This is a genomic window from Cyanobium sp. FACHB-13342 (assembly GCF_014697415.1).
GTDB lineage: Bacteria > Cyanobacteriota > Cyanobacteriia > PCC-6307 > Cyanobiaceae > Cyanobium_A.
This window is the reverse complement of the sequence record NZ_JACJRT010000009.1, coordinates 122,713-145,289: the sequence shown is the minus strand read 5'-3', so window position 1 is coordinate 145,289 and position 22,577 is coordinate 122,713. Positions and strand designations below refer to the sequence as shown.

The following is a 22,577-nucleotide window of genomic DNA, read 5'->3' as shown; positions in this document are numbered from 1 at the left end:
GCCCGTTCCCGCTGATGCCCCCGTGCCCGCCAGTGATGCCGCCACGCCGGTGGTGAGCGCCTTCTACGACCGCTTCCCCTATCCGGGCGACCCCCTCCAGGACGGGCCGCCCCCCGGCTACAACTGGCGCTGGTGTGTCGATAGCGCCTGGGTCGCCGCCTTCGGCGCCCTGCCGCCCCGTCCGGCGACGGGCCGGCGCACCTGGCGGATCCTGGATGCCGGCTGCGGCACCGGCGTCAGCACGGACTACCTCTGCCATCTCAATCCGGGCTCCTCGGTGCTGGCGGTGGATATCAGTCCCGGCACCCTCGAGGTGGCGCGGGAGCGCACCCGGCGCTCCGGAGCCGCCGCCCAGGTGCACGAGCTGCGCGTGGAGGAGCGCAGCCTGCTGGATCTGGCGGGCGAGGGCCCGTTCGACTACATCAACTCGGTGGGGGTGCTGCACCACCTGCGTGAGCCGGAAGCGGGTCTGAAGGCCCTGGCCGGGCTGTTAAGGCCGGGTGGGCTGCTCCATCTTTTTCTCTATGCAGACGGCGGCCGCTGGGAAATCCATCGCACCCAGAGGGCCCTGGCGCTGTTGGGGGCGGGCACGGGCGAGGACGGGCTGCGTCTCGGTCGTCAACTGCTGGCGGAGCTGCCCGAACCCAATCGACTGCGCCGCCATCACGAGCAGCGTTGGGCCCTCGACACCACGGCCGACGCCAACTTCGCCGACATGTATCTCCACCCCCAGGAGACGAGCTATAACCTCGAGCGGCTGATGGCCTTCGTGGCCTCAGCGGGGCTGGACTTCGTCGGGTTCTCCAATCCCGAAGTCTGGTCGCCGGCCCGTCTGTTGAGGGGCGAGCTGCTGGACCGCGCTCTGGCCCTCTCCCCGCGCCAGCAGTGGGCGCTGGTGGAGGAGCTCGACCCCGACATCAGTCACTTTGAGTTTTTCCTCAGCAAGGGCCCGGTCGCCGTTGCGGATTGGAGCTCCGATGCGGCCCTGCTCGCGGCCCGGGGTGAGGTCAACCGCTGTCTCTGGGGCTGGCCCTCCACCAGCCTGATGGGCCCCGACCTGATGCCGCTCAGCCTCAGCGAGGAGGGGCTGGACCTGATGCGGGCCCTGGAGGCGGCCCCCGCCCTGGCGATTGGTCAGCTCCCCCTGGAGTGGCCCATGGCGCAACGGCTTGCGGTGGCGCGAGAGCTGTTGGAGCAACGGGTGTTGCTGCCGGTGCAGTGACCCGAGCGTGATAAATTCCGCTCGCCTTTTCAGGGGTTGAACGCACTTGCCGGTTTCCCTCCCCTGTTCCTCGATTCCCGACCCCGGGCCAGCCGCCATGGCTGCTCCCCTGGTGACGGTGGATCTGGTTCAGATGGATGGCCCCAGCACCGCGTCTCCCCTGGCTGTGGTTCCTCCCGCAGCTGCCGATCGGGCCACGCCCGATCCCAGTAACGGCATGGACGACTACTTCCGGCTGCAACGCCGGCTGTTGTTGGCCACCCTGCTGCTCTCCGCAGTGGCCGTGGTCGCCACCGCCGTCGTTGGGTCCCTCGCAACGGCCTTCAGCCTGTTCGTGGGTGCCATGGCCGGCCTGCTCTATCTGTGGCTGCTCAGCCGCAGCGTCACCCGGTTGGGAGAGAATTCCCGCCGCATGAGCAAGGCCCAGCTCTTGGTGCCGGTCGCTCTCGTGCTGGTGTCGTCCAGGGTTCCCCAGCTCTCGACCCTGCCGGCCCTGTTGGGCTTCCTGCTCTACAAGCCGGCGGTGATTTTGCAGGCAGTCTTCGACACCTGACGCTCCATCCCGTTCCGTCGCCCCGGCGACCCCGAACCCCCCTCGCTGGCTCCGATGCCTCTCCTTCTCCCCTTTGCCGAACTGGAGGTTGGTCAACACCTCTATTGGCAACTCGGCAACCTCAAAATCCACGGCCAGGTCTTCCTGAGCTCCTGGGTTGTAATCGGTGCCCTGTTGGCCCTGGTGGTGGTAGGCACCCGCAAGCTGGAGCGGGATCCCCGCGGCACCCAGAACTTGCTGGAGTTCCTCTGGGACTACATCCGCGACCTCTCCCGCGAGCAAATCGGTGAGAAGGCCTACCGCGACTGGATGCCCTTCATCGGCACCCTGTTCCTGTTCATCTTCGTGAGCAACTGGGGCGGTGCCCTGGTTCCTTGGAAGCTGATCCACCTGCCCAGCGGCGAACTCGGTGCGCCTACCGCGGACATCAACACCACGATTGCCCTGGCTCTGCTGGTCTCCCTGGCCTATTTCTATGCCGGTCTGAGCCGCAAGGGTCTGCGCTATTTCGAGTACTACGTGGAGCCGACGCCGATCATGCTCCCGTTCAAGATCGTCGAAGATTTCACCAAGCCCCTCTCCCTCTCCTTCCGTCTGTTCGGAAACATCCTGGCCGACGAATTGGTGGTGGCGGTGTTGGCGTTTCTGGTGCCCCTGATCGTGCCCCTGCCGGCCATGTTCCTGGGACTGTTCACCAGCGCCATCCAGGCTCTGATCTTCGCCACCCTCGCCGCCTACTACATCGGCGAGGCGGTGCACGAAGAGCACCACTAGGCGCTCTTCGTCTGGCGGAGCTGCTCCGGCGCTCTGCTAAATCTCCCTCGCGCAGGTCCGGATGCACCCCGGGCCCATTCCTTCGGGGATGTCCCAGGCGCAGGGTTTCAATCCCGGTCCACTACGCGCTGTCAAGGCGCCTCCCATCCCCCACTCCACCATGGATTCCATCACCTCCGCTGCGTCTGTTGTGGCCGCTGGCCTGGCTGTCGGCCTCGGTGCCATCGGCCCCGGCATCGGTCAGGGCACCGCAGCTGGCGGCGCCGTTGAAGGCATTGCACGTCAGCCCGAAGCCGAAGGCAAGATCCGCGGCACCCTGCTGCTGTCCCTGGCCTTCATGGAAGCTCTCACCATCTACGGCCTTGTGGTCGCTCTGGTGCTGCTGTTCGCCAACCCCTTCGCTGGTTGATCGTTGCGTGAGTGGACGGAAGGTGGGGGCCTGAGCCCCTGCCCTCCCAATCTCACCACCGCCCATCCCGCCCGACCGTTCCAGCGCCCTCGCCCCAATGACCAGCTGGCTTCTGCTCGCCGAAGCAGGTGTCCCGGAGGGAGGTCTGTTTGACCTCGATGCCACCCTGCCGCTGATGGCGGTGCAGGTGGTTCTCCTCACCTTCATTCTGAATTCGCTGTTCTTCCGCCCCGTTGGCCGGGCCGTGGAGGAGCGCGAGAGCTTCATTTCCACCAGTCGTGCCGACGCCAAGCAGAAGCTGGCCCAGGTTGAGCGGCTGGAATCCGACCTCAAGGAACAGCTCAAGGACGCGCGCCAGCAGTCCCAGAAGCTGATCCTGGAGGCCGAACAGGAGATGGATCGTCTCTATCGCGATGCCTTGGCGGCTGCGACGGCCGATGCCAATGCTTCCCGGGAGCAGGCTCGCCGCGAGATCGATGCCCAGCGGGATCAGGCGATGACCCAGCTCATTAAGGATGCCGACAAGCTCGGTGACCTGATCGTGTCCCGCTTGCTGGCCACCTCATGACAGTCCTGCTTCCCACCCTGCTCGCCAGCCATGGCGGTTTTGGTCTCAATCTCAATCCCTTTGAGACCAACATCATTAACCTGGCGATCGTCATTTTCGGGCTCTGGAAGTTCCTGCCCGGATTCCTCGGCAGCATTCTGGAGCGCCGTCGCAACGCCATCTTGAGCGACCTCCAGGACGCCGAGCAGCGTCTGGTGTCGGCCACCTCTGCTCTGGCCAAAGCCCAACAGGATCTGGCCGCCGCCCAGCAGAAAGCTGACCAGATCCGCGCCGATGGCCAGGCCCGTGCCGAGGCCCTACGCCTCGAAAGCGAGAAGCGGACCATTGAGGAAATGGCACGCCTCAAGCAGGGTGCCATTGCCGACCTCAGCGCCGAGGCAGCCCGGGTGACCGACCAGCTGCGCCGTGAGGCTGCCAACCGTGCCATCGCCAAGGCCCTCTCCACCCTTCCTGGAAAGCTCGATGCCGATGCCCAGGCACGGTTGATCGACCAGTCCATCACGACCCTGAGGAAAGCCTGATGCCCCTCCTCAACTCCATCGCCACCCCCTACGCCGAAGCGTTGCTGCAGGTGGCCGAATCCCGCAAAGAAACCGACGCGGTGGCTGAGCAGGCGAAGGATCTGCTGGCTGTCCTCAACTCCAGCCCCGAACTACAGGCCGCCCTGTCCTCCCCGGTGTTGGAGCCCGACGCCAAGAAGGCCGCTCTGGCAACCCTCTTCAACGACCGGGTCACCCCGACGGTGCAGAACCTGCTCAAGCTGCTGGCCGACCGCCAGCGCCTGCCGATGTTGGATGCGGTGTTGATCCGCTTCCTGGAGCTTTACCGCGAGCTTCGCAACATCACCCTGGCCAAGGTCACGTCGGCCGCCGTGCTCACCGAAGAGCAGCAGGCCGAGCTCAACAAAAAAGTGCAGGCGATCGCCGGCTCCAAGGCCGTGGAGTTCGACCTTGTGGTCGACCCCAGCCTGATCGGTGGCTTCATCGTCAGCATGGGATCCCAGGTGATCGACGCCAGCCTCTCGGGCCAGGTGCGCCGTCTCGGCCTGGCGCTGGCCCAGGTGAGCTAGCTCCGCTGCAACACCGGCCCTCCGGTCCCCCTTCTCGCTTCAACGCCTTCCCTTCCATCAGCTCCCCCTGTGGGGACTTCCTCCCATGGTTTCCATCCGCCCCGACGAGATCAGCGCCATCCTCAAGCAGCAGATTGAGGACTACGACAAGTCGGTTTCGGTCAGCAACGTCGGAACCGTGCTGCAGATCGGCGATGGCATCGCCCGTGTGTACGGATTGCAGCAGGTGATGGCCGGCGAGCTGGTCCAGTTCGAAGACGGCACCGAAGGCATCGCCCTCAACCTCGAGGACGACAACGTCGGTGTGGTGCTGATGGGCGAAGGCCGCGGCATCCAGGAGGGCAGCACCGTCAAGGCCACCGGCAAGATCGCCGCCGTGCCCGTGGGCGACGCCATGCTGGGCCGGGTGGTCAATTCCCTGGGTCAGCCCATCGACGGCAAGGGGGACATCGCCACCACCGAGACGCGCCTGATCGAATCGATGGCGCCTGGGATCATCCAGCGCAAGTCGGTGCACGAGCCCATGCAGACGGGCATCACCGCCATCGACGCCATGATCCCCATCGGTCGGGGCCAGCGGGAGCTGATCATTGGCGACCGCCAGACCGGCAAAACCGCCATCGCGATCGACACGATCATCAACCAGAAGGGCGAAGACGTCGTCTGCGTCTACGTGGCCGTGGGTCAGAAGGCCGCTTCCGTGGCCAACGTGGTGGAGGTGCTGCGCGAGAAGGGTGCCCTCGACTACACCATCGTGGTGGCCGCCAGTGCCTCCGAGTCGGCCGCCCTGCAGTACCTGGCTCCTTACACCGGCGCCGCGTTGGCGGAGTCGTTCATGTACAAGGGCAAGGCCACCCTGGTGATCTACGACGACCTCACCAAGCAGGCCCAGGCCTACCGCCAGATGTCGCTGCTGCTGCGCCGTCCCCCCGGTCGTGAGGCCTACCCCGGCGACGTGTTCTATTGCCACAGCCGCCTGCTCGAGCGCGCCGCCAAGCTGAGCGACGCCATGGGCAAGGGCTCCATGACCGCCCTGCCGATCATCGAGACCCAGGCCGGTGACGTGTCGGCCTACATCCCCACCAACGTGATTTCGATCACCGACGGCCAGGTGTTCCTCAGCTCCGACCTGTTCAACTCCGGCCTGCGCCCCGCCATCAACGTGGGCATCTCGGTGAGCCGGGTGGGTGGTGCCGCCCAGACCAAGGCCATCAAGAAGATCGCCGGCACCCTGAAGCTGGAGCTGGCCCAGTTCGACGAACTGGCTGCCTTCTCCCAGTTTGCCTCCGACCTTGATGCCGCCACCCAGCAGCAGCTGGCCCGAGGCAAGCGCCTGCGCGAGATCCTCAAGCAGCCCCAGTTCAGCCCCCTGATCCTGGCCGAGCAGGTGGCCGTGGTGTATGCCGGCGTCAAGGGCATGATCGACGAAGTCCCGGTGGAGTCGGTGGTGCAGTTCTGCCGTGAGCTGCGCGAGTACCTCAAGACCAACAAGGCCGACTACATCTCCAAGGTCCAGACCGAGAAGCAGCTCAGCGACGAAGCTGAAGCCATGCTCAAGGATGCGATCAACGAGGTGAAGTCGACCATGCTCGCCTCCGTTTGAGGAGGGGCATTACCGATGGCAAACCTCAAGGACATCCGCGACCGGATCAGTTCGGTCAAGAACACCCGCAAGATCACCGAGGCCATGCGTCTGGTGGCTGCCGCCAAGGTGCGGCGGGCCCAGGAGCAGGTGCTGCGCAGCCGGCCCTTCGCCGACCGCCTCGCCCGCGTGCTGGAAAACCTCCAGTCGCGCATGCGTTTTGAAGATGCCGATGCTCCCCTGCTGGAGCAACGCGACGTGGGCACGATCACCCTCCTCTCGGTGACCGGTGACCGCGGCCTCTGCGGTGGTTACAACGCCAACATCATCAAGCGCACCGAACAGCGCTACGCCGAGCTCACCGGCCAGGGCTACAAGGTGGACCTGGTGCTGATTGGCCGCAAGGCGATCACCTATTTCCAGAACCGGGCGAGCCTCTACACCATCCGGGCCACCTTCACCGGCCTGGAGCAGGTGCCCAAGGCCAGTGAGGCCATGGGCATCGCCAATGAGGTGTTGGCTGAATTCCTCTCCGGCACCACCGACCGCGTCGAGATCATCTTCACCAAGTTCATCAACCTGGTGAGCTCCAAGCCGGTCATCCAGACCCTGCTGCCCCTGGATCCCCAGGGCATCGCCATCCCCGAGGACGAGATCTTCCGTCTCACCACCCGCGATGGCCAGCTGGGCGTTGAGGTCGGTACGGCCTCCAACGTGCAGCCCAAGCTGCCCTCGGACATCGTGTTCGATCAGAGCCCGGATCAGCTGCTCAACGCGCTGCTGCCCCTGTATCTGGAAAACCAGTTGCTGCGCTCCCTCCAGGAGGCGGCGGCGTCCGAGCTGGCCAGCCGGATGACGGCCATGAACAACGCCAGCGACAACGCCAAGGCGCTCGCCAAGACCCTCACCCTCGATTACAACAAGGCCCGCCAGGCCGCCATCACCCAGGAAATCCTGGAAGTGGTGGGCGGTGCGGCCGCGATGAGCTGAGCGAGTCCAGCGCGCGGGGCGCTCCCCCAACCCCGGATCTCCTACCCCGGATCTCCCCAGTGGTTGCGCACGCCCTGCGTGTGCCACAGCCAGGGATTTTCGGGGCTTTTTGCTGGCTGACCGGGTTGGGGATCGGCGCCCCCGAGCCTTGTTCAGGCTGGCTGGGATGCTGGATCCGAACGCCTGTGCTTTGGAGGAGCCCATGTTGTCGCCGTTGCCTGCCGGCATGGGCCTGACGGTCGAGCCCCTGTTCCCTGTGGCCCTCGGCCGGGTGCAGCTCCAGCCCGACCCCCTCGATACGGCGTTGCAGATCCAGGCTCTGCATGGGCTGCGGGGCGAGGCCGGCTCGAATCCCGATCCCGGCTCCGCCTGGACCGGCGATCTCAACGGCGTCTGGCAGCTGCATCGGCACCCGGTGTTTGCCCCCTTGATTGCCGAGCTCGTGGATCAGGCGGAGGCCTATCTCCAGCAACTTGGTTTTGATCGCTCCCAAGTGGCCCTGCACATTCAGCGCTGCTGGCCGGTGCTCAGTGAGGAGGGGCAGGTGGTGGGGCGCCATCACCATCCCAACGCCCACCTCAGCGCCATCTACTACCTCAATGGGGATGGCAGTGGCCGCAGCGGTTGTCTGCGCCTCTGGCCCCAGCGGCAGGCCAATGAGCTGGTGCCGGGGATGGCCGTGGGGCACGGTGGTCCGCTGGGCCCCTCCACCTGGACGCTCCCCTGGGTCGATGTGGCCCCCAGGGCCGGGCTGCTGCTGCTGTTCCCCAGCTGCCTCGATCATGCGGTGCTGCCCAACGGGGATCCCGATGATCTGCGCTGTTCCCTCAGCCTCGATTTCTTCCTGACGGCCCCCCCGGCCGAGGCCGGCTCCCCCCCGCCGGAATACCTCGCGCCCCATCCCAGCCAATGGCAGGACTGCTGAGGGTCGCTGCAGGGCGGGTGGAGGCGGGCTGGGAAGATGGGGCATCGCTGTTCCGATCCGGCCCTCCCGTGACCGAACCCCACACCTTCACGATCACCGCCGAATTCGAAGGCTCCCAGCACACCTTCCCCTGCCGCAGCGACCAGACCGTGCTGGCGGCGGCCGAGGCCGCCGGCGTGCCCCTGCCCAGTTCCTGCTGCTCTGGGGTCTGCACCACCTGCGCGGCCCTGATCAGCGAGGGCAGCGTGCACCAGCCCGACGCCATGGGCGTCAAGGCGGAGCTGCAGCAGCGGGGGTTTGCCCTTCTGTGTGTGTCCTTCCCCCTGGCTGATCTCAAGCTGAAGGCGGGCCAGGAAGACGCCCTCTACGAAGCCCAGTTCGGTCAATACCAGAAGTGAGTCGATCGGCGGTGCGATTGCAGCCCGTCACGCTGCGTCTGCAGCGGGTCCCTGGTCCCCTGATGCCCCAGATCGAGCGGGCTCTGGAGATCCATGGCGATCCCCTGCGCTGGGCTATCACCGGTGTGGAATCTGGCGAGGAGCCGCTGCTGCCGGGATCGGTGCTGCTGATCGAGGCGGTGGTGCTGGCATGACGGCGGGCCGACCCCTGCCCACCCTGTTGGTGATTCCCACCGGCATCGGCTGCGAATTGGGGGGCTATGCGGGCGATGCCCTGCCTTCTGCCCGGCTGCTGGCGGCCGCCAGTGGCTGCCTGATCACCCATCCCAACGTGATGAACGGGGCGGCCCTTTATTGGAGCGACCCCCGCATCCACTACGTAGAGGGTTCGGCCCTGGATCGTTTCGCCCGCGGCACGATCGGTCTGCGGCCGGTGCGGCGCCAGCGGGTGGGGCTGCTGCTCGATGCGGGGATCGAGGAGGACCTGCGCTGGCGCCATTTGCAGGTGGCGGAGGGGTGCCGGGCCAGCCTGGGCCTGGAGATCGGCCCGGTGGTGACCACCGAGGCGCCCCTGGACGTCAGCTTGAGCCAGGGGGCCAGCGGAGCCAGTTGGGGCCAGCTGGGTCGTCCGGAGGTGCTGCTCCGGGCAGGTCAGCAGCTCAAGGCGGCCGGGGCCACGGCCATCGCCGTGGTGGCCCGCTTCCCGGACGATTCCGGCAGCGAGGCGCTGGCGGCCTATCGCCAGGGCTCCGGGGTGGATGCCCTCGCCGGGGCTGAGGCGGTCATCAGCCATCTGTTGAGCCGGGAGCTGGGGCTCCCCTGCGCCCATGCACCCGCCCTGAGCGCGCTGCCCCTGGATCCGGCCCTGGATCCCCGGGCGGCGGGCGAAGAGTTGGGCTACACCTTCCTCGCCTGTGTGCTGGTGGGGCTGAGTCGGGCACCGGATCTGGTGCCGTTGCTGCCCGGGGTGTCCGAGTCTTCTGGTCTGCCGGCCCCCGCCGCGGACCTGCTCCAGATCGGTGCGGTGGGAGCGGTGGTGGCGCCGGCGGGAGCCCTGGGAGGGGCCGCCGTGTTGGCCTGCGCCGAGCGGGGCATCCCCCTGATTGCCGTCCACAATCCCTGTGTGCTGGACGTGTCGGCGGAAGCCCTCGGGCTGCCGGCGCTGAAGGCCGGCTGCTATGCGGCAGCGGCGGGGTTGCTGGTGGCCCTGCGTGAGGGGATTAGCCCCGCGGCCCTGCAGCGCCCCCTGGCCCGGTTGGTCTGAGCGCTGGGCTCCCTTCGGGGCGGCGGGGCGTCAGCGCAGGCAGGCCATGGGATGGCGGGGAGCCACCCCCAGGGCCCGGGCCACGCCGGGATGGCAGACCGCCCCATCCACCGTGTTGAGGCCCGAGAGCAGCTCCGGTCGGTCGGTGATGGCCTCCACCAGCCCCCGCCCGGCCATCACCAGGATGTAGGGCAGGGTGACGCTCACCAGCGCTTCGGTGGAGGTGAAGGGCACGGCGCCGGGCATGTTGCCCACGGCGTAGTGCTGCACCCCGTGCAGGGTGTGCACCGGCTCGGTGTGGGTGGTTTCGCGGCTGGTGGCGATGCACCCCCCCTGGTCGATGGCCACATCCACAATCACCGAGCCCGGTTGCATCTGCCGCACCAGGTCTTCGCTCACCAGGGTGGGGGCCCTGCCCCCGGCGGTGAGCACCGCCCCGATCAGCAGGTCGGCTTCCGGCACCAGGCGTTCGATCAGGCTGCGGTTGCTCACTAGGCTCACCAGGCGCCCGCTGCGGTGGGCTTCCAGGCTGCGCAGTTTCTGGGGCGAGCGGTCGAGCAACAACACCTCGGCGTCCATGGCGGCGGCGATCCGGGCCGCATTCCAGCCCACACTGCCCGCCCCCAGCACCACCACCCGGGCCGGCCGCACGCCGGTGCAACCGCCCATCAGGATCCCCCGTCCGCCGTGGGGTTGTTCCAGCAGGTGGGCCCCCACCTGGGCGGCCAGGCGGCCGGCGATCTCGCTCATCGGCGCCAGCAGGGGCAGGCTGCCATCTTCGAGCTGCACGGTTTCGTAGGCCACCGCCGTGGTGCCCGCCTCCAGCAGGGCCTGGCCCACCTCCGGGTAGGCCGCCAGATGCAGGTAGGTGAACAGCACCAGGTCGGACCGCAGGTAGCCGAATTCCTGCGGCTGCGGCTCCTTCACCTTCACCACCAGGTGGGCGCCCCAGGCTTCCTCAGCGCTCACCAGCCGGGCGCCGGCCGCGGCAAAGGCTGGGTCTGCGAATCCGGCCCCGAGGCCCGCACCGGCCTGAATCCGTACCTCGATGCCCTGGCCCGTCAGGTCGCGCACCGCATCGGGGGTGAGGGCCACCCGCTGCTCATCGCGCTTGATTTCCGCCGGCACGCCAATGCTGGCCATCGGTGCCTTGAGGCCCGGGCCTGGGCTTGGGGCTGCCATGGATGTGCTGCGGAGATGTCCCTCCAGATTGGCCGCGGCGACCGGCATGCGCCAGCCACGGGCCTAGGCCCTGCCCGGGGGCAACACCCACCAGGCCCGCAGTGCCCCGAGCAGCAGCAGCCCGGCAACGGTGAGGAGCATGCCGTTCTGCTGACCCACCACGCTGGTGAGGTAGGCGGCGGTGATCGCCGTGACAGCCAGCAGGGAGGTGCCGCCCACCAGCCAGCGGCGGCCGCGGGAGTTGCCCGGCAGGGCTACCTGCAGGCTGGAGCAGGCCACCAGCCCGTACACCAGCAGGAAGCACAACACCGAAAAGCCACCGAACAGGCCGAAGATCTGGCTGATGCTCAGGTTGTGCTGCACGACCAGGGCACCCCCCGCCACCAGGGGCAGGCCGAGGCTCAGCAGGGCGTTGGCGGGCGCGCCGCTGCGCGGATGCACCCGGGCCAGCACCTCGGGCAACAGGCCCTGCTCCGCCAGCCCAAAGCCCAGTCGGGCCAGGGCGGTGAGTGATCCCAGGCAGGTGCCGAACAGACACAGCAGCGCCCCCACCTTGATCCACGCTCCCGCCCCCGGAATCCCCAGCTGCTCCGCCAGGGCACTGAGGGGATCCAGACCTTGACGCACGGAGGCCGGCAACCAGGCCAGCCCCTCCGGCAGAAAGGCACCCCAGATCACAAACAGCACTCCGGCGATCAGCACGGCAGTGCGGATGCTGCGCGGGATGGCCCGCTCCGGTTGCAGCGCCTCGCGGCCGAGGTTGGCCGCGCTCTCAAAGCCGATGAAGCTGAGCACGGCCACCATCAGGCCAGAGCGCACCTGGCCCGCCGTGTCGGCGAGGGGGTTGATCGCCCGCAGATCCGCCGCTCCCCAGCCCTGGTGCACGATCACCAGGGTGAGGGTCAGGATGATCAGCGCCGAAATCGACTCGGTGAGCAACATGGCGCGGGTGGAGAGCTGCACGTCCCGGCGCGCCAACTCCAGACAGCCCAGCCCGCCCAGCAGATAGGCCAGCAGCCGTGGCGCCTGCCAGCCGAGGTGCAGGACCAGCTGCTCGAGGAAGAAGCCAAAGAACACCAGGCAGCCGAGCAGGGTGGCGCCGTAGCCCAGCAGCAGGGCCCAGCTGGCTGTGGCGCCGATACGGAGGCCAAGCCCCGCGGCCACGTAGCCGGCGATGCCGCTGGGGCTGCCCGGCAGCTGGCGGAACAGCACCAGGGTTTCGCCCACCAGCACCACCAGCACCAGGGCCAGGGCGTAGCTGATCCAGGTGGCAGGCCCGGCGCTGCGCATCGCCTCCGGGATGTTGAACACGGCGGTGAGGGTGAGTCCCACCGTGCCGACGGCCTGGGCGGTCACCGCCACCGGTCCCAGGCAGCGCCGCAGCTCGTTCGTCACAGCGCGGCGATCGGCATCCGCCAGCCGCTGCCGAAGGCGCGGCTGCTCACCTTCAGCAGGGGGGCCGCCTGGCGCCGTTTGAATTCGGCCCGGCGCAGCAGCTGCAGGATCCGCTCGGCGTCGGCGCGATCCACACCCGTGCCATCGGCCAGGCCCTGGCTGGCGAGCTCCTCGGGGCTGCGCAGGTCTTCGATCAGGGCTTGGAGGATGGGGTCCAGCAGCGCGTAATCCGGGAGGGAGTCGCTGTCGCGCTGGTCGGGACGGAGCTCGGCGCTGGGTGGTTTCTCGCGGATGGCGCGGCCCACCAGCTCGCCCTGGGGCGGGAGGCCCAGCTCGGCGCGGCAGGGTGCGGCCGCTGGACTGTCAAGCCAGGCGCAGAGGGCAAACACCGTGGTTTTGTAGAGGTCCCCGATCACCGCCAGGCCGCCGTTCATGTCGCCGTAGAGGGTGCAGTAGCCCACGGCCAGCTCCGATTTATTGCCGGTGGAGAGCAGCAGCTGGCCCTGCTGGTTGGCCACGGCCATGAGCAGGGTGCCGCGGATGCGCGACTGCAGGTTTTCGGCGGTGAGCCCAGCGGGAGGCCCCGCCAGGGCGGGGTGGAGGGCGGCATCAAAGCCCGCCATCAGCGGAGCGATCGGCAGGGTGTGGGTGCCCATCCCCAGCCGCTGGGCCAGGGCCGTGGCGTCCGCGAGGGATCCGGCCGAGCTCCAGGGCGAGGGCATCAGCAGCCCCTGGACGTTGTCTGGCCCCAGCGCCGCGGTGGCGATCACCGCCACCAGGGCCGAATCGATCCCCCCACTCAGCCCCAGCAGGGCCTGGGCGAAGCGGCACTTGCGGGCGTAGTCCTGCACGCCCAGCACTAGGGCCCGAAACAGTTGGTCGTTGGCCTCCGGCAGCTGCGCCGCAGGGGGGCTGGGGGCCGGGTTGACTCCAGGGGTGTCCCAGACCGCCACCTGTTCGCGGCAACAGGCCAATTGGCGCACCACCGTGCCGCTGGCCGCCACCACAAAGCTGGCCCCGTCGAAGACCAGTTCATCGTTGCCGCCCACCTGGTTCACGTACACCACTGGGCATTGCAACCGTTGGGCGGCCCGGGCGGCGAGGCGATGGCGCAGGGCCGCCTTGGCCTGGCCAAACGGGGAAGCCGAGAGGTTCAGCAGCAGGTCGATTTGGCGCGGAAGCAGTTCGGCGACGGGATCGGCACCGGCCAGGCGGTGGCCCTGCAGCTCCTCCTCCACCCAGAGGTCTTCGCAGATGGTGAGACCCAGACGCCAGCAGCGCCCCTGGTGCTCCAGGTCGAGCACTGAGGCCTGATCCCCCGCCCGGAAGTAGCGCTGCTCGTCGAAGACGTCGTAGGTGGGCAGCAGCCGTTTGCGGGCGACGATGCGCCACTGGCCCGCCCCAATCAGGGCGATGGCGTTGAACAGGTTCGGTCGCTCGGTGGCGCCGGCCGGCTCGGCCACCCCGACCAGCACGGCCAGATCCGGCCACTCCAGGGCCAGGGCATCGGCCAGCCGCTGCAGCTCGGTGGCCTGCTGGATGAGCAGGCTCGGCCGCAGCAGCAGGTCGCGCGGCGGGTAGCCCCAGAGGGAGAGCTCGGGGGTGAGCACCAGATCAGCCCCCTGGGCGGCGGCCTGGCGGCAGGCGGCCAGGATCCGCTCGCCGTTGCCCGCCAGGTCCCCCACCAACGGATTGAGTTGGGCCAGGGCGAGGCGCATCAGGGGCTTTCGAGGCGGCAGGGGAGGCTCGAGCGGGTCAACCCGTAGAGATTGTGCTCCAGCAGGAGTGGCACCAGGGCGGCGGGGATCTGGCTGGGGTCCGGGTTCTGACGCACCGCCGAGCTGGCGGTGGCGGGCACTTCCAGGTTGAGGGTGATCACCCGCCCGCCGAGGGTCTCAAGGGTTTCCAGGCTGCCGGGTTGCAGCGGGAAGCCGGCCCGGGGGGCAATGGCCAGCACGCAGCGCTGGAGCACCGCCTGGGCTTGCTTCCAGCCAGCCACCTGGGAAGCCAGGTCGCTGCCCACCACAAACACCAGGTCGCGGCCGTGCCAGCAGGCCGCCGCCCGCTCCAGGGTGGTGATCGCCCACGGGCTGCTGAGCTCCTGCTGGTGATGGAGCCGGGGGTTGCCGATGGCGGCCACCAGTTGGCCCAGCAGGGCCGCCCGTTGTTCCAGCGGCGCCCCGTGCTGCTTGAGGGGGTTGTCGCTGGCCCAGGTGGCCACCGTGGGATAGAGCTGCAGCAACCCCTCCAGCAGGGCCTGGTGCCCCCGAGTGGGCGGGTCGGCGCTGGTGCCGAACAGGGCGACCGGCCCTTCTCCCGTCTGGATGCCCCCGCTGCTCATGGCAGCAGGGCCTGCAGGTTGGCGGGAGGATGGGGGCGGTCGCCCAGCCACCGGCGCACCTGGGGATCGCTGTGGGCCAGGCGGCGCAGCAGGGCACCGGGGCGGCCCCCGCTCTGGGCGCCCCGCAGCAGTTCGGCGGCGGCCAGCCGTCCCGTCAGCCGGGTGGTGTGCACGGCCAGGGCCGCCTGGGCCAGGGCCACCGGCGCTGCCGGGGCGAGGCTCAGCCCCCCGGTGAACGGCGCGGCCAGCAGCAGCAGTTGGCGCAGGCCCCCCAGGGCCAGCTGGATGCCGAGCTGGGCCCCACCCAGCAGGGCGTTGTGGCCCGACAGGCGCCGCAGCAGCTGGCGCGCGCCGGACCCGTGCATCGGCAGGCCATAGAGCTGGCAGAGCTGCAGCACCAGGGCCGTGTCGCAGGCCAGGCCGCCGGCCAGATCCAGCAACACCAGCGGGTTGGCGGCCACGCCGGTGGCCTTGAGGGCGGCGAAGCGGCCAATCAGGGACTGGGCGGCCCGGCGGCTGACCCCCAGGCGCCAGCGCTGCAGGGCCTGGTGGAAGCGGTCAGCGGCGCCCAGGGCATTGAGGGCCAGCAGCAGTTCACCGTGCTGCTCCAGCAGGGACACCAGGGCCCGCCGCAGGGGTGCCACCCGGGGCGCCTGGACGACGCTGCGGACCCGTCCATCGGCCAGCAGCTCGGGCTGGCGCGGTGCGGCGGCGACCGGGATCAGTTCCAGGTGCCGGGCCGCGGCGGGCAGGCGCCGCTGGATGCTGGCGACCAGGGCGGCCTGTTCGGCTTCGCTCCAGCAGTCACAGCGATTCAGCACCAGCAGCAGGGGCTTGCCGCTGGCCAGCAGGGGCGCGAGGGCGTCGAGTTCAACGCTGGTGAGGTCGCCGTCGAGCACCAGCAGCACCAGGTCGGAGCCGAGGGCCACCCGGGCCGCCAGCCGGGCCCGGGCCGCGGCGGCGATCTCATCGATGCCGGGGGTGTCCACCAGCTCCACCCGCTGGAGGCCGTCAATGGGCTGGTGCCAGGTCCGGGCGTCCTGGTGGCGGGTGCAGCCGTGGGCCACGTCGGTGGCGAAGGCCTCCTCCCCCAGCAGGGCATTGAGCAGGCTCGACTTGCCCACCCCCACCCGGCCGAACACGGCCACCCGCAGGCAGCGTTGGCGCAGGCGCTCCAGCTGGCGATCGAGGGCCTGGTGCTGACCGGTCAGCTGGCTCTGCTCCCGGCCGCTGAGCTGCAGCTGGCTGCGCCACTGCTCCAGCAGCAGCCGGCAGCGCTCCGGGGTGGTGGGCACGGCAGTGGCGCCAGGGGCCGGTCTCATGGACGGGCTCCCTCGGCCGCGGGCTGGGGTCGCCGCCACCAGCCCGCCAGCACGGCCAGCACCGACTCGGCGCCGATCACGCCCACAAAGCCCCCGAATTCATCCACCACCACCCGCACGCCGGTGCTGTTGCGGCGGAAGCCCGTGAGCAGCCGGTCGGCCCGGATCATCTCCGGCACGTAGTCGACGGGCTCGCTCAGGGAGGAGGCGCTGCGGCCCCCCTCGCCCTGGAGCAGGGCCGTCAGCAGCCGCTCCCGGCTGGCCACCCCCAGCACCTCGTCCACCTCTTCGCCCAGCACCACCCACCACTCGGCATTGTTGGCCAGCAGCTCCCCACGCAGCTGCTCGAGGCTCGCCGCCCCCTCCAGGGTGGGGGCGGCCACCCGTGGGGTCATCAGATCCCGGGCGGTGAGGTCGTTGAGCTGGAACACCTTGGCGATCATGGCCGCCTCATCGGCCTCGATCTGGCCCTTCTGGGAGCCCAGGCGGGCCAGCAGCCGGATTTCCTCCTCGTCGGTGCTGATCTCGTTTTCGGCGGTGATCGCCGGCAGCAGCCGCTCCAGCAGCAGCACCAGCGGCAGCATCAGCCGGGCGATCACCGCCAGGGTGGGGGCGCTGGCCAGGGCCACCGGCATGGCGAGGCGGCTGCCGAGGGCCTTGGGCAGGATTTCGCCCAGCAGGATCACCAGCACCGTGAGCCCCACGGAAAACAGGGGCAGGGCCACCCCTTCAACGCCGTGGCGTTTGAACACGATGGCGGCATAGCCGCCCAGCATCAGGCTGCCGAAGATGTTGAAGCCGTTGTTGGCGATCACCAGCACCGACAGGGTGCGCCCCAGCCGCTGGCGCAGCTGCTCCAGCCGCCGAGCGCCGCGCACGGGTTTGCTGCGGGCTGCCAGTTCATGCACCCGCACGGGGTTAACGGTCAGCAGGGCCGCCTCCACCCCCGAGCACAGGGCCGATCCGGCGATCACGACCAGCACCAGCAGCGCCAAGGCGAGCAGGTCGTTCATTCCGCCGGATTACCGCTAGCCATCCCCCTATTCAATCGTCTCTGCCAACGCCTGTCCTGGGGCCTGCCCCAGACTGGTACCCAGCCAGGGCCCGCAGGCCACCCTCCATGCACGATCCCTCGATCTTTGCCCAGCGGCGCGGGCGCTTCTTTGAGCAGCTGGGAGGCGCGGCGGCGGTGATCCCGGCGGCGGCTCTGGCGGTGCATCACGCCGACTGCGAGTGGCCGTTCCGCCAGAACAGCGACTTCTGGTATCTCACCGGCTTCGATGAGCCGGAGGCGGTGGCCCTGTTCCTGCCGCACCGCCCTGAGGGGGAGCGCTTTGTGCTGTTCGTGCAGCCCCGCGAGGCCAGCGCCGAAGTGTGGAACGGCTTCCGCTGGGGGTGTGAAGGGGCCGTGGCCACGTTTGGCGCCGATCTGGCCCATCCCCGCAGCGAATTGGAGCAGCGTCTGCCGGAGTACCTCAAGGGGGCCGAGGGCATTGCGTTCCGGGTGGGCAAGCACCCCAAGGTGGAGCCCCTGGTGCTGGCGGCCTGGGCCGGCCAGCTGGATCGGGCCCCCCGCAGCGGCTCCGCCGCCCTCGGCCTGGTGGCCCCCTGCCCCCTGCTGCATGAGCTGCGGCTGCGCAAGGGGCCCGAGGAGCTGGAGCGCATGCGGGAGGCGGCCCGGATCTCGGCGGAGGCCCATGAACTGGCCCGCCAGGTGGCGCGGCCGGGCCTGCTGGAGCGCCAGGTGCAGGCGGTGATCGAGCAGCACTTCCTGGAGCAGGGCGCCCGCGGGCCGGCCTACGGCACGATCGTGGCCGGCGGCGACAACGCCTGCGTGCTCCACTACACCGCCAACAGTGCCCCGCTGAACGACGGCGACCTGCTGCTGATCGACGCCGGTTGTTCCCTCTCGGATTACTACAACGGCGACATCACCCGCACCTTCCCGGTGAATGGCCGCTTCAGCGGCGAGCAGCGGGCCCTCTATGAGCTGGTGCTGGCGGCCCAGGAAGCGGCGGTGGCCTCGGTGGAGCCGGGGTTCACCGCCGAGGGGGTGCACGACACGGCCCTGCGGGTGCTGGTGGCCGGTCTGCTCGACCTGGGGCTGCTGGCGGGCTCGGTGGAGGGGGTGATCGAGCAGGGGGCCTACCGCCATCTGTACATGCACCGCACCGGCCACTGGCTGGGGCTCGATGTGCATGACGTGGGGGCCTATCGACTCGGGGAGCACCATGTGGAGCTGGAGCCCGGCATGGTGCTCACGGTGGAACCGGGTCTCTATGTGAGCGATCGGCTGCCGGTGCCCGACGGCCAGCCTGCCATCGAGGAGCGCTGGAAGGGGATCGGCATCCGCATTGAAGACGATGTGGCCGTGACCAACCACGGCCATGAGACCCTCACCGCCGCCGCCCTCAAAGCACCGGCGGCCCTGGAGCGCTAAGCCCTCAGGCCAGCAGGGTCTCCAGGTGCCGCTGCAGGGTGGCGGTGGCCGGGATCACCCCATCGGCGCCGGCTTCCAGCAGCTTGGCCTCGTAGCTGGCACGGGCCTCGGGGTGCCCGTGCAGGTGGGGCGGCGCCACGGCCAGCGCCAGAAACCGCTGGCCGGGACACTGGGTCCGGGCCCGTCGCACGGTGAGCACATCGGCCACGGTGTCGCCTAGGTAGGCCACCGGCGGGGCGCCGGCACCGAGGCTGCCGCCCGCCAAGCGACTGGCGAGCCGCAGCAGGCCGCTGGGATCGGGCTTGTCCGGCGCATCGCCCATGGCGATCAGGGGCGGATCCTTCAGCCCTAGCCGGCTTTCCAGCACGTAGCGGCAGGAGGGGGGCTCTGCCCCACTCACGAAGCCGAAGGGCACGTTGGCCGCCTCCAGGGCGGCAAAGAAGGGCGGCTGCACCAGCAGCGGCTCGTCGCCGATGAACCCTTGCCAGAGGCTGGGGTCGCCGTTGGGATCGCCGCCGAAATAGAAGCTCTCAAACACAGCCACCACAGCCTCAAAGGCCGGCAGGGGCGCGTGGCCCGACCGACGCAGCAGTTCCAAAGAGGCCTCCCAGTCGTTGTTCCAGCAGCCTTCGCTCTTGAGGGCGTCGATGGCGGCGGGATCGGGCCGCTCGCCCTGGAAGTGGTGCACCGTCTCGACGATCGCCCGGCGGTAGCTGCCGCTCACGTCGCGGATCACGCCGTCGATGTCGAACAGCACAACGACCTGGGGGCGGGTGGGCATTGGGGTTGGCTGGGGTGTGGGGGTGGTGAAGCGGTCTCAGGGTTGGGCGTCGCGTTCAAACTGGGCGCTGGCGGCTTCGGTGGCGTCACAGTGCACTAAGGCCGCAGCCAGGTCGGCACTGATCGTGAAGGTGTTCAGGCCTTCAGCGGCCAGTTGGCTGAGTTCGCCCGGCTGACGCAGGCTGGCGACCAGCAGCCGGACACTGGAGCCCAGACCCGACAGGCTCCGCTGCATGGCGATCACCGCGGCGGCCCCGTCGCGCCCCTGGTCGTTGATCCGGCCCAGGTAGGGGGCGATGTAGGCAGCCCCGAGGGCCGCGGCGATCAGCACCTGGTGGGGCTCGTAGCAGGCGGTGAAGGTGATGGGGATGCCGTCGCCCACCAGGTGGCGGGCCACCGCCGCGCCCTGCGGGGTCACGGGCAGTTTGACCGCAATCCGGCCCGGGGCCAGGGCTGCCAGGGCCCGGCCGCAGTGCAGCATGTCGGCGGCGGAGGGGCCCCAGGCCTGCAGGTGCAGTTCCTGGATGCCGTGGGCCAGGGCCACGGGGGCGAGCTGGGCCAGCCCCTCCAGGCTGCAGGGCTGGCCGGCCCGGTGCAGCAGGGTGGGGTTGGTGGTGACCCCGTGGAAGAGCCCGCTGGGCAACCACTGCTGCCAGGCCTGCGGGTCGGCCGAATCGAGAAACAGGCGCAGGGCCATGGCCGGGGGCCGGCAGGGCGGCTGGTAGGTTAGTTGTTTGACGTGTTGCCTTGAGCGCCGACCCCATGCCAGCCACCGAGAGCGCTCCAGGCGCTGTTGTGACCGACGTGCCCGAGGTGGCCGCGGCCGCTGAAGACACCACCACCCAGGGGCGTCCGGTGATGCGTGGGGGCAGTGCAGCCCTGGCCACGGCCACCATCGACGAAGATGGCGTTCCCTCCGGGTACACCCCCAAGGCCGACGAGGGCCGTTTCCTGCTGAAGATTCTCTGGCTGCCCGACAACGTGGCTCTGGCGGTGGACCAGATCGTGGGCGGCGGCCCCAGCCCCTTGACGGCCTACTTCTTCTGGCCCCGGGAAGATGCCTGGGAAACCCTCAAGACCGAGCTCGAAGGCAAGAGCTGGATCACCGACAACGAGCGCGTTGAGGTGCTCAACAAGGCCACCGAGGTGATCAACTACTGGCAGGAGGAGGGCAAGGGCAAGAGCCTCGATGAGGCCAAGCTCAAGTTCCCCGATGTCACCTTCTGCGGCACCGCCTGATTGCCGGGGCTGCCCAATCCACAGTGCGCCCCCGCGTGGGGCGCTTTTTTGTGGGTCTGCCCCCGCGTGGGGCGGTGGGATGGATCGATCCAATCCATCAAAGGTCCATGAAAAAGCGCCCTGGGGGGCGCTTGGGAGGAGGGGCTTTCTGGTACGGGATGGGGCCGTATGGGGGCAGCTAGCTCCTGGAGTTTTCGGCCTTTAGCCAGCCTTGGTGGCCTGGAATCGGGCGCGGGCGGCGGCGAGGGCCTGCTGGGCCTTCACCTTTTCGGGGCTGTTGGCCTGGCCCTCAAAGGTGGCTGCGGCGCTCTGGGCCGCTTCGAAGGCGGCTTCAGCGGCGTTGGCATCAATGCTGCTGCCCAGCTCGGCGCCGTTCACCAACACAGTGACTTCGTCCGCTTCCACTTCGGCGAAGCCGCCCATCAGGGCGATCGTGGACCAGTTGCCGCCGGAGCGCAGGCGCATCACGCCGGTGTCCAGGGCGGCCAGCATGGTGACGTGCCCGGGCAGGATGCCCACCTGACCCGTGGTACTGGGCAGGATCACCTCTTCGGCGGTTCCATCAAAAACGCTCTGATCAGGGGCCAGAACGCGCAGGGTGAGACTCATGGGGGGAGGTCCTCAGAACGGGGAGGGGATCAACCCTTGGCTTCGGCGAGGATCTTGGCGGCCTTGGCCTTCACCTGGTCGATGTTGCCCACCAGGTAGAACGCCGCTTCCGGCAGATCGTCGAGTTCGCCGGCGAGGATCTGGTTGAAACCGGCGATGGTTTCTTCCAGTTTCACGTATTCACCTTTTTGACCGGTGAAGATCTCGGCCACAAAGAAGGGCTGGGAGAGGAACTTCTCGATCTTGCGGGCGCGGTCCACCGTGCGGCGGTCGTCTTCGGACAGTTCGTCCAGACCCAGAATCGCGATGATGTCCTGCAGCTCCTTGTAGCGCTGCAGGGTGGACTGCACGGCCCGGGCGGTGCGGTAGTGCTCGTCGCCGACCACGGCGGGCTGGAGCATGGTGCTGGTGGAATCCAGGGGATCCACAGCGGGGTAGATGCCCTTGGAAGCCAGGCCGCGGCTGAGCACGGTGGTGGCGTCCAGGTGGGCGAAGGTGGTGGCCGGAGCAGGGTCGGTCAGGTCGTCGGCCGGCACATAGACGGCCTGGATCGAGGTGATCGAGCCTTCCAGGGTGGAGGTGATGCGCTCCTGCAGCATGCCGACGTCGGTGCCGAGGGTGGGCTGGTAGCCCACGGCCGACGGCATGCGGCCCAGCAGGGCCGACACTTCCGAGCCGGCCTGCACGAAGCGGAAGATGTTGTCGACGAACAGCAGCACGTCCTGCTTGTTGGCGTCGCGGAAGTGCTCGGCCATGGTGAGGGCCGAGAGACCGACGCGCATGCGGGCGCCGGGGGGCTCGTTCATCTGGCCGTAGCAGAGGGCCACCTTCGATTTGGAGAGGTCGTTGGGGTTGATCACCCCGGACTCCTTGAACTCCTCGTAGAGGTCGTTGCCTTCACGGGTGCGCTCACCCACGCCGGCAAACACGGACACCCCGCCGTGCTCCTTGGCGATGTTGTTGATCAGCTCCTGGATCAACACGGTTTTGCCCACGCCGGCGCCACCGAACAGGCCGACCTTGCCGCCTTGGCGGTAGGGCGCCAGCAGGTCGATCACCTTGATGCCGGTTTCGAACACCTTGGGCTTGGTCTCCAGCTCGGTGAGGCTGGGGGCAGCCCGGTGGATCGAGGCCGTTTCGGAGGTGGTGACGGGGCCCTGCTCATCGACGGGCTCGCCGAGCACGTTAAAGATGCGACCCAGGGTGGCTTCACCCACGGGAACGGAGATGGGAGCGCCGGTGTCCAGGGCTTCCATGCCCCGCACCAGGCCATCCGTGGTGCTCATGGCCACGGCCCGCACCCGGTGGTCACCGAGGAGTTGCTGCACCTCGGCGGTGAGGGCAACTTGCTGGCCTGCGGAGTTTTTCGCCTCGATCCGAAGCGCGTTGTAAATCTTGGGCAGCTTGCCGGCCGGGAATTCAACGTCGAGAACCGGGCCAATCACCTGCCGGACGATGCCTTTGGTGCCGGTGGCGGTAGCAGCTGCCATAGGGAGGGAAGACGCAAGGAGTGCT

Annotated in this window: 25 protein-coding genes; 15 read left to right on the top strand and 10 right to left on the bottom strand. The window is 68.9% G+C overall.

Annotated features, from left to right (window positions below):
• The first annotated feature begins 22 nt into the window (after positions 1-22).
• The 13 genes from H6G16_RS08820 to H6G16_RS08765 all read left to right on the top strand — a co-directional run bounded on the left by H6G16_RS08820 (position 23) and on the right by H6G16_RS08765 (position 9,754).
• On the top strand, positions 23-1,222 hold the full coding sequence (locus H6G16_RS08820) for a methyltransferase (protein WP_190389940.1): 1,200 nt from the start codon (positions 23-25) through the stop codon (positions 1,220-1,222).
• A gap of 46 nt (positions 1,223-1,268) precedes the next feature.
• The gene (locus tag H6G16_RS08815) at positions 1,269-1,775 is read left to right on the top strand and encodes an ATP synthase (protein ID WP_242036307.1); all 507 of its coding nucleotides are present in this window, start codon (positions 1,269-1,271) and stop codon (positions 1,773-1,775) included.
• 45 nt (positions 1,776-1,820) lie between these two features.
• Positions 1,821-2,549 carry a F0F1 ATP synthase subunit A gene (gene atpB / locus H6G16_RS08810; RefSeq protein WP_190390002.1) on the top strand — a complete coding sequence of 243 codons (729 nt, stop codon included), beginning with the start codon at positions 1,821-1,823 and terminating at the stop codon, positions 2,547-2,549.
• Between the two features lie 160 nt (positions 2,550-2,709).
• On the top strand, positions 2,710-2,958 hold the full coding sequence (gene atpE, locus H6G16_RS08805) for an ATP synthase F0 subunit C (RefSeq protein WP_010315318.1): 249 nt from the start codon (positions 2,710-2,712) through the stop codon (positions 2,956-2,958).
• 97 nt (positions 2,959-3,055) lie between these two features.
• Positions 3,056-3,526 carry a F0F1 ATP synthase subunit B' gene (locus H6G16_RS08800; RefSeq protein ID WP_190389939.1) on the top strand — a complete coding sequence of 157 codons (471 nt, stop codon included), beginning with the start codon at positions 3,056-3,058 and terminating at the stop codon, positions 3,524-3,526.
• Complete coding sequence (locus H6G16_RS08795; protein ID WP_190389938.1) at positions 3,523-4,047, top strand: F0F1 ATP synthase subunit B; 525 nt, start codon at positions 3,523-3,525, stop codon at positions 4,045-4,047. The genes H6G16_RS08800 and H6G16_RS08795 overlap by 4 nt, the downstream gene beginning before the upstream one ends.
• Positions 4,047-4,595, top strand: coding sequence for an ATP synthase F1 subunit delta (gene atpH / locus H6G16_RS08790; RefSeq protein WP_190389937.1), 549 nt, complete (start codon positions 4,047-4,049; stop codon positions 4,593-4,595). Before H6G16_RS08795 ends, atpH begins: the two co-directional genes overlap by 1 nt.
• A gap of 85 nt (positions 4,596-4,680) precedes the next feature.
• Positions 4,681-6,198: a F0F1 ATP synthase subunit alpha gene (gene atpA, locus H6G16_RS08785; RefSeq protein WP_190389936.1), complete on the top strand. Its 1,518-nt coding sequence runs from the start codon at positions 4,681-4,683 to the stop codon at positions 6,196-6,198.
• A 15-nt stretch (positions 6,199-6,213) separates the two neighbouring features.
• On the top strand, positions 6,214-7,167 hold the full coding sequence (locus H6G16_RS08780; protein ID WP_190389935.1) for a F0F1 ATP synthase subunit gamma: 954 nt from the start codon (positions 6,214-6,216) through the stop codon (positions 7,165-7,167).
• A 226-nt stretch (positions 7,168-7,393) separates the two neighbouring features.
• Positions 7,394-8,092 (top strand): TIGR02466 family protein, encoded by a 699-nt coding sequence (locus H6G16_RS08775; RefSeq protein ID WP_190390001.1) that lies wholly within the window; start codon positions 7,394-7,396, stop codon positions 8,090-8,092.
• 68 nt (positions 8,093-8,160) lie between these two features.
• Positions 8,161-8,490 carry a 2Fe-2S iron-sulfur cluster-binding protein gene (locus H6G16_RS13110; protein WP_347238839.1) on the top strand — a complete coding sequence of 110 codons (330 nt, stop codon included), beginning with the start codon at positions 8,161-8,163 and terminating at the stop codon, positions 8,488-8,490.
• Positions 8,491-8,552: 62 nt separating this feature from the next.
• Complete coding sequence (locus tag H6G16_RS13230; protein ID WP_277874990.1) at positions 8,553-8,684, top strand: hypothetical protein; 132 nt, start codon at positions 8,553-8,555, stop codon at positions 8,682-8,684.
• Entirely contained in the window at positions 8,681-9,754 is a 1,074-nt protein-coding gene (locus H6G16_RS08765) for a DUF3326 domain-containing protein (RefSeq protein ID WP_190389933.1), read from the top strand. Before H6G16_RS13230 ends, H6G16_RS08765 begins: the two co-directional genes overlap by 4 nt.
• Positions 9,755-9,784: 30 nt before the next feature.
• Here the strand turns inward: H6G16_RS08765 and ald are convergent, their stop codons facing one another.
• The 6 genes from ald to H6G16_RS08735 form a co-directional block, all read right to left on the bottom strand.
• Positions 9,785-10,936 (bottom strand): alanine dehydrogenase, encoded by a 1,152-nt coding sequence (ald, locus tag H6G16_RS08760; protein WP_242036306.1) that lies wholly within the window; start codon positions 10,934-10,936, stop codon positions 9,785-9,787.
• Positions 10,937-10,999: 63 nt separating this feature from the next.
• The gene (locus H6G16_RS08755) at positions 11,000-12,331 is read right to left on the bottom strand and encodes an APC family permease (RefSeq protein WP_190389932.1); all 1,332 of its coding nucleotides are present in this window, start codon (positions 12,329-12,331) and stop codon (positions 11,000-11,002) included.
• Positions 12,328-14,049, bottom strand: a complete 1,722-nt coding sequence (locus tag H6G16_RS08750; RefSeq protein WP_190389931.1) for an NAD+ synthase — start codon at positions 14,047-14,049, stop codon at positions 12,328-12,330. The genes H6G16_RS08755 and H6G16_RS08750 overlap by 4 nt, the downstream gene beginning before the upstream one ends.
• Positions 14,049-14,672: a nicotinate-nucleotide adenylyltransferase gene (locus H6G16_RS08745; protein WP_190389930.1), complete on the bottom strand. Its 624-nt coding sequence runs from the start codon at positions 14,670-14,672 to the stop codon at positions 14,049-14,051. Before H6G16_RS08745 ends, H6G16_RS08750 begins: the two co-directional genes overlap by 1 nt.
• On the bottom strand, positions 14,669-15,994 hold the full coding sequence (locus H6G16_RS08740; protein ID WP_190389929.1) for a GTP-binding protein: 1,326 nt from the start codon (positions 15,992-15,994) through the stop codon (positions 14,669-14,671). The genes H6G16_RS08745 and H6G16_RS08740 overlap by 4 nt, the downstream gene beginning before the upstream one ends.
• The gene (locus H6G16_RS08735) at positions 15,991-17,007 is read right to left on the bottom strand and encodes a CNNM domain-containing protein (RefSeq protein WP_190389928.1); all 1,017 of its coding nucleotides are present in this window, start codon (positions 17,005-17,007) and stop codon (positions 15,991-15,993) included. The genes H6G16_RS08740 and H6G16_RS08735 overlap by 4 nt, the downstream gene beginning before the upstream one ends.
• Before the next feature lie 107 nt (positions 17,008-17,114).
• On the opposite strand from H6G16_RS08735, the gene H6G16_RS08730 reads away from it, so the two are divergent.
• Positions 17,115-18,434 carry an aminopeptidase P N-terminal domain-containing protein gene (locus H6G16_RS08730; RefSeq protein WP_190389927.1) on the top strand — a complete coding sequence of 440 codons (1,320 nt, stop codon included), beginning with the start codon at positions 17,115-17,117 and terminating at the stop codon, positions 18,432-18,434.
• Positions 18,435-18,438: 4 nt separating this feature from the next.
• Here H6G16_RS08730 and H6G16_RS08725 read toward each other — a convergent pair whose 3' ends face one another.
• Both H6G16_RS08725 and H6G16_RS08720 read right to left on the bottom strand, forming a co-directional pair.
• Positions 18,439-19,215, bottom strand: coding sequence for a TIGR01548 family HAD-type hydrolase (locus H6G16_RS08725; protein ID WP_190389926.1), 777 nt, complete (start codon positions 19,213-19,215; stop codon positions 18,439-18,441).
• Between the two features lie 36 nt (positions 19,216-19,251).
• Positions 19,252-19,911 (bottom strand): transaldolase family protein, encoded by a 660-nt coding sequence (locus H6G16_RS08720; protein WP_190389925.1) that lies wholly within the window; start codon positions 19,909-19,911, stop codon positions 19,252-19,254.
• A 50-nt stretch (positions 19,912-19,961) separates the two neighbouring features.
• On the opposite strand from H6G16_RS08720, the gene H6G16_RS08715 reads away from it, so the two are divergent.
• Positions 19,962-20,453, top strand: coding sequence for a 30S ribosomal protein PSRP-3 (locus H6G16_RS08715; protein WP_190389924.1), 492 nt, complete (start codon positions 19,962-19,964; stop codon positions 20,451-20,453).
• Between the two features lie 201 nt (positions 20,454-20,654).
• Here H6G16_RS08715 and atpC read toward each other — a convergent pair whose 3' ends face one another.
• Entirely contained in the window at positions 20,655-21,062 is a 408-nt protein-coding gene (gene atpC / locus H6G16_RS08710; RefSeq protein ID WP_190389923.1) for an ATP synthase F1 subunit epsilon, read from the bottom strand.
• A 29-nt stretch (positions 21,063-21,091) separates the two neighbouring features.
• Positions 21,092-22,552, bottom strand: a complete 1,461-nt coding sequence (atpD, locus tag H6G16_RS08705; RefSeq protein ID WP_190389922.1) for a F0F1 ATP synthase subunit beta — start codon at positions 22,550-22,552, stop codon at positions 21,092-21,094.
• Positions 22,553-22,577 lie beyond the last annotated feature (25 nt).

Excerpts from the sequence above, each read along its gene's own strand:
- atpE (WP_010315318.1), top strand. The coding sequence starts at position 2,710 with ATGGATTCCATCACCTCCGCTGCGTCTGTTGTGGCCGCTGGCCTGGCT.
- H6G16_RS08800 (WP_190389939.1), top strand. The coding sequence starts at position 3,056 with ATGACCAGCTGGCTTCTGCTCGCCGAAGCAGGTGTCCCGGAGGGAGGT.
- H6G16_RS08795 (WP_190389938.1), top strand. The coding sequence starts at position 3,523 with ATGACAGTCCTGCTTCCCACCCTGCTCGCCAGCCATGGCGGTTTTGGT.
- atpH (WP_190389937.1), top strand. The coding sequence starts at position 4,047 with ATGCCCCTCCTCAACTCCATCGCCACCCCCTACGCCGAAGCGTTGCTG.
- atpA (WP_190389936.1), top strand. The coding sequence starts at position 4,681 with ATGGTTTCCATCCGCCCCGACGAGATCAGCGCCATCCTCAAGCAGCAG.
- H6G16_RS08780 (WP_190389935.1), top strand. The coding sequence starts at position 6,214 with ATGGCAAACCTCAAGGACATCCGCGACCGGATCAGTTCGGTCAAGAAC.
- H6G16_RS08775 (WP_190390001.1), top strand. The coding sequence starts at position 7,394 with ATGGGCCTGACGGTCGAGCCCCTGTTCCCTGTGGCCCTCGGCCGGGTG.
- H6G16_RS13230 (WP_277874990.1), top strand. The coding sequence starts at position 8,553 with ATGCCCCAGATCGAGCGGGCTCTGGAGATCCATGGCGATCCCCTGCGC.
- H6G16_RS08765 (WP_190389933.1), top strand. The coding sequence starts at position 8,681 with ATGACGGCGGGCCGACCCCTGCCCACCCTGTTGGTGATTCCCACCGGC.
- ald (WP_242036306.1), bottom strand. The coding sequence starts at position 10,936 with ATGGCAGCCCCAAGCCCAGGCCCGGGCCTCAAGGCACCGATGGCCAGC.
- H6G16_RS08750 (WP_190389931.1), bottom strand. The coding sequence starts at position 14,049 with ATGCGCCTCGCCCTGGCCCAACTCAATCCGTTGGTGGGGGACCTGGCG.
- H6G16_RS08745 (WP_190389930.1), bottom strand. The coding sequence starts at position 14,672 with ATGAGCAGCGGGGGCATCCAGACGGGAGAAGGGCCGGTCGCCCTGTTC.
- H6G16_RS08740 (WP_190389929.1), bottom strand. The coding sequence starts at position 15,994 with ATGAGACCGGCCCCTGGCGCCACTGCCGTGCCCACCACCCCGGAGCGC.
- H6G16_RS08735 (WP_190389928.1), bottom strand. The coding sequence starts at position 17,007 with ATGAACGACCTGCTCGCCTTGGCGCTGCTGGTGCTGGTCGTGATCGCC.
- H6G16_RS08730 (WP_190389927.1), top strand. The coding sequence starts at position 17,115 with ATGCACGATCCCTCGATCTTTGCCCAGCGGCGCGGGCGCTTCTTTGAG.
- H6G16_RS08725 (WP_190389926.1), bottom strand. The coding sequence starts at position 19,215 with ATGCCCACCCGCCCCCAGGTCGTTGTGCTGTTCGACATCGACGGCGTG.
- H6G16_RS08720 (WP_190389925.1), bottom strand. The coding sequence starts at position 19,911 with ATGGCCCTGCGCCTGTTTCTCGATTCGGCCGACCCGCAGGCCTGGCAG.
- atpC (WP_190389923.1), bottom strand. The coding sequence starts at position 21,062 with ATGAGTCTCACCCTGCGCGTTCTGGCCCCTGATCAGAGCGTTTTTGAT.
- atpD (WP_190389922.1), bottom strand. The coding sequence starts at position 22,552 with ATGGCAGCTGCTACCGCCACCGGCACCAAAGGCATCGTCCGGCAGGTG.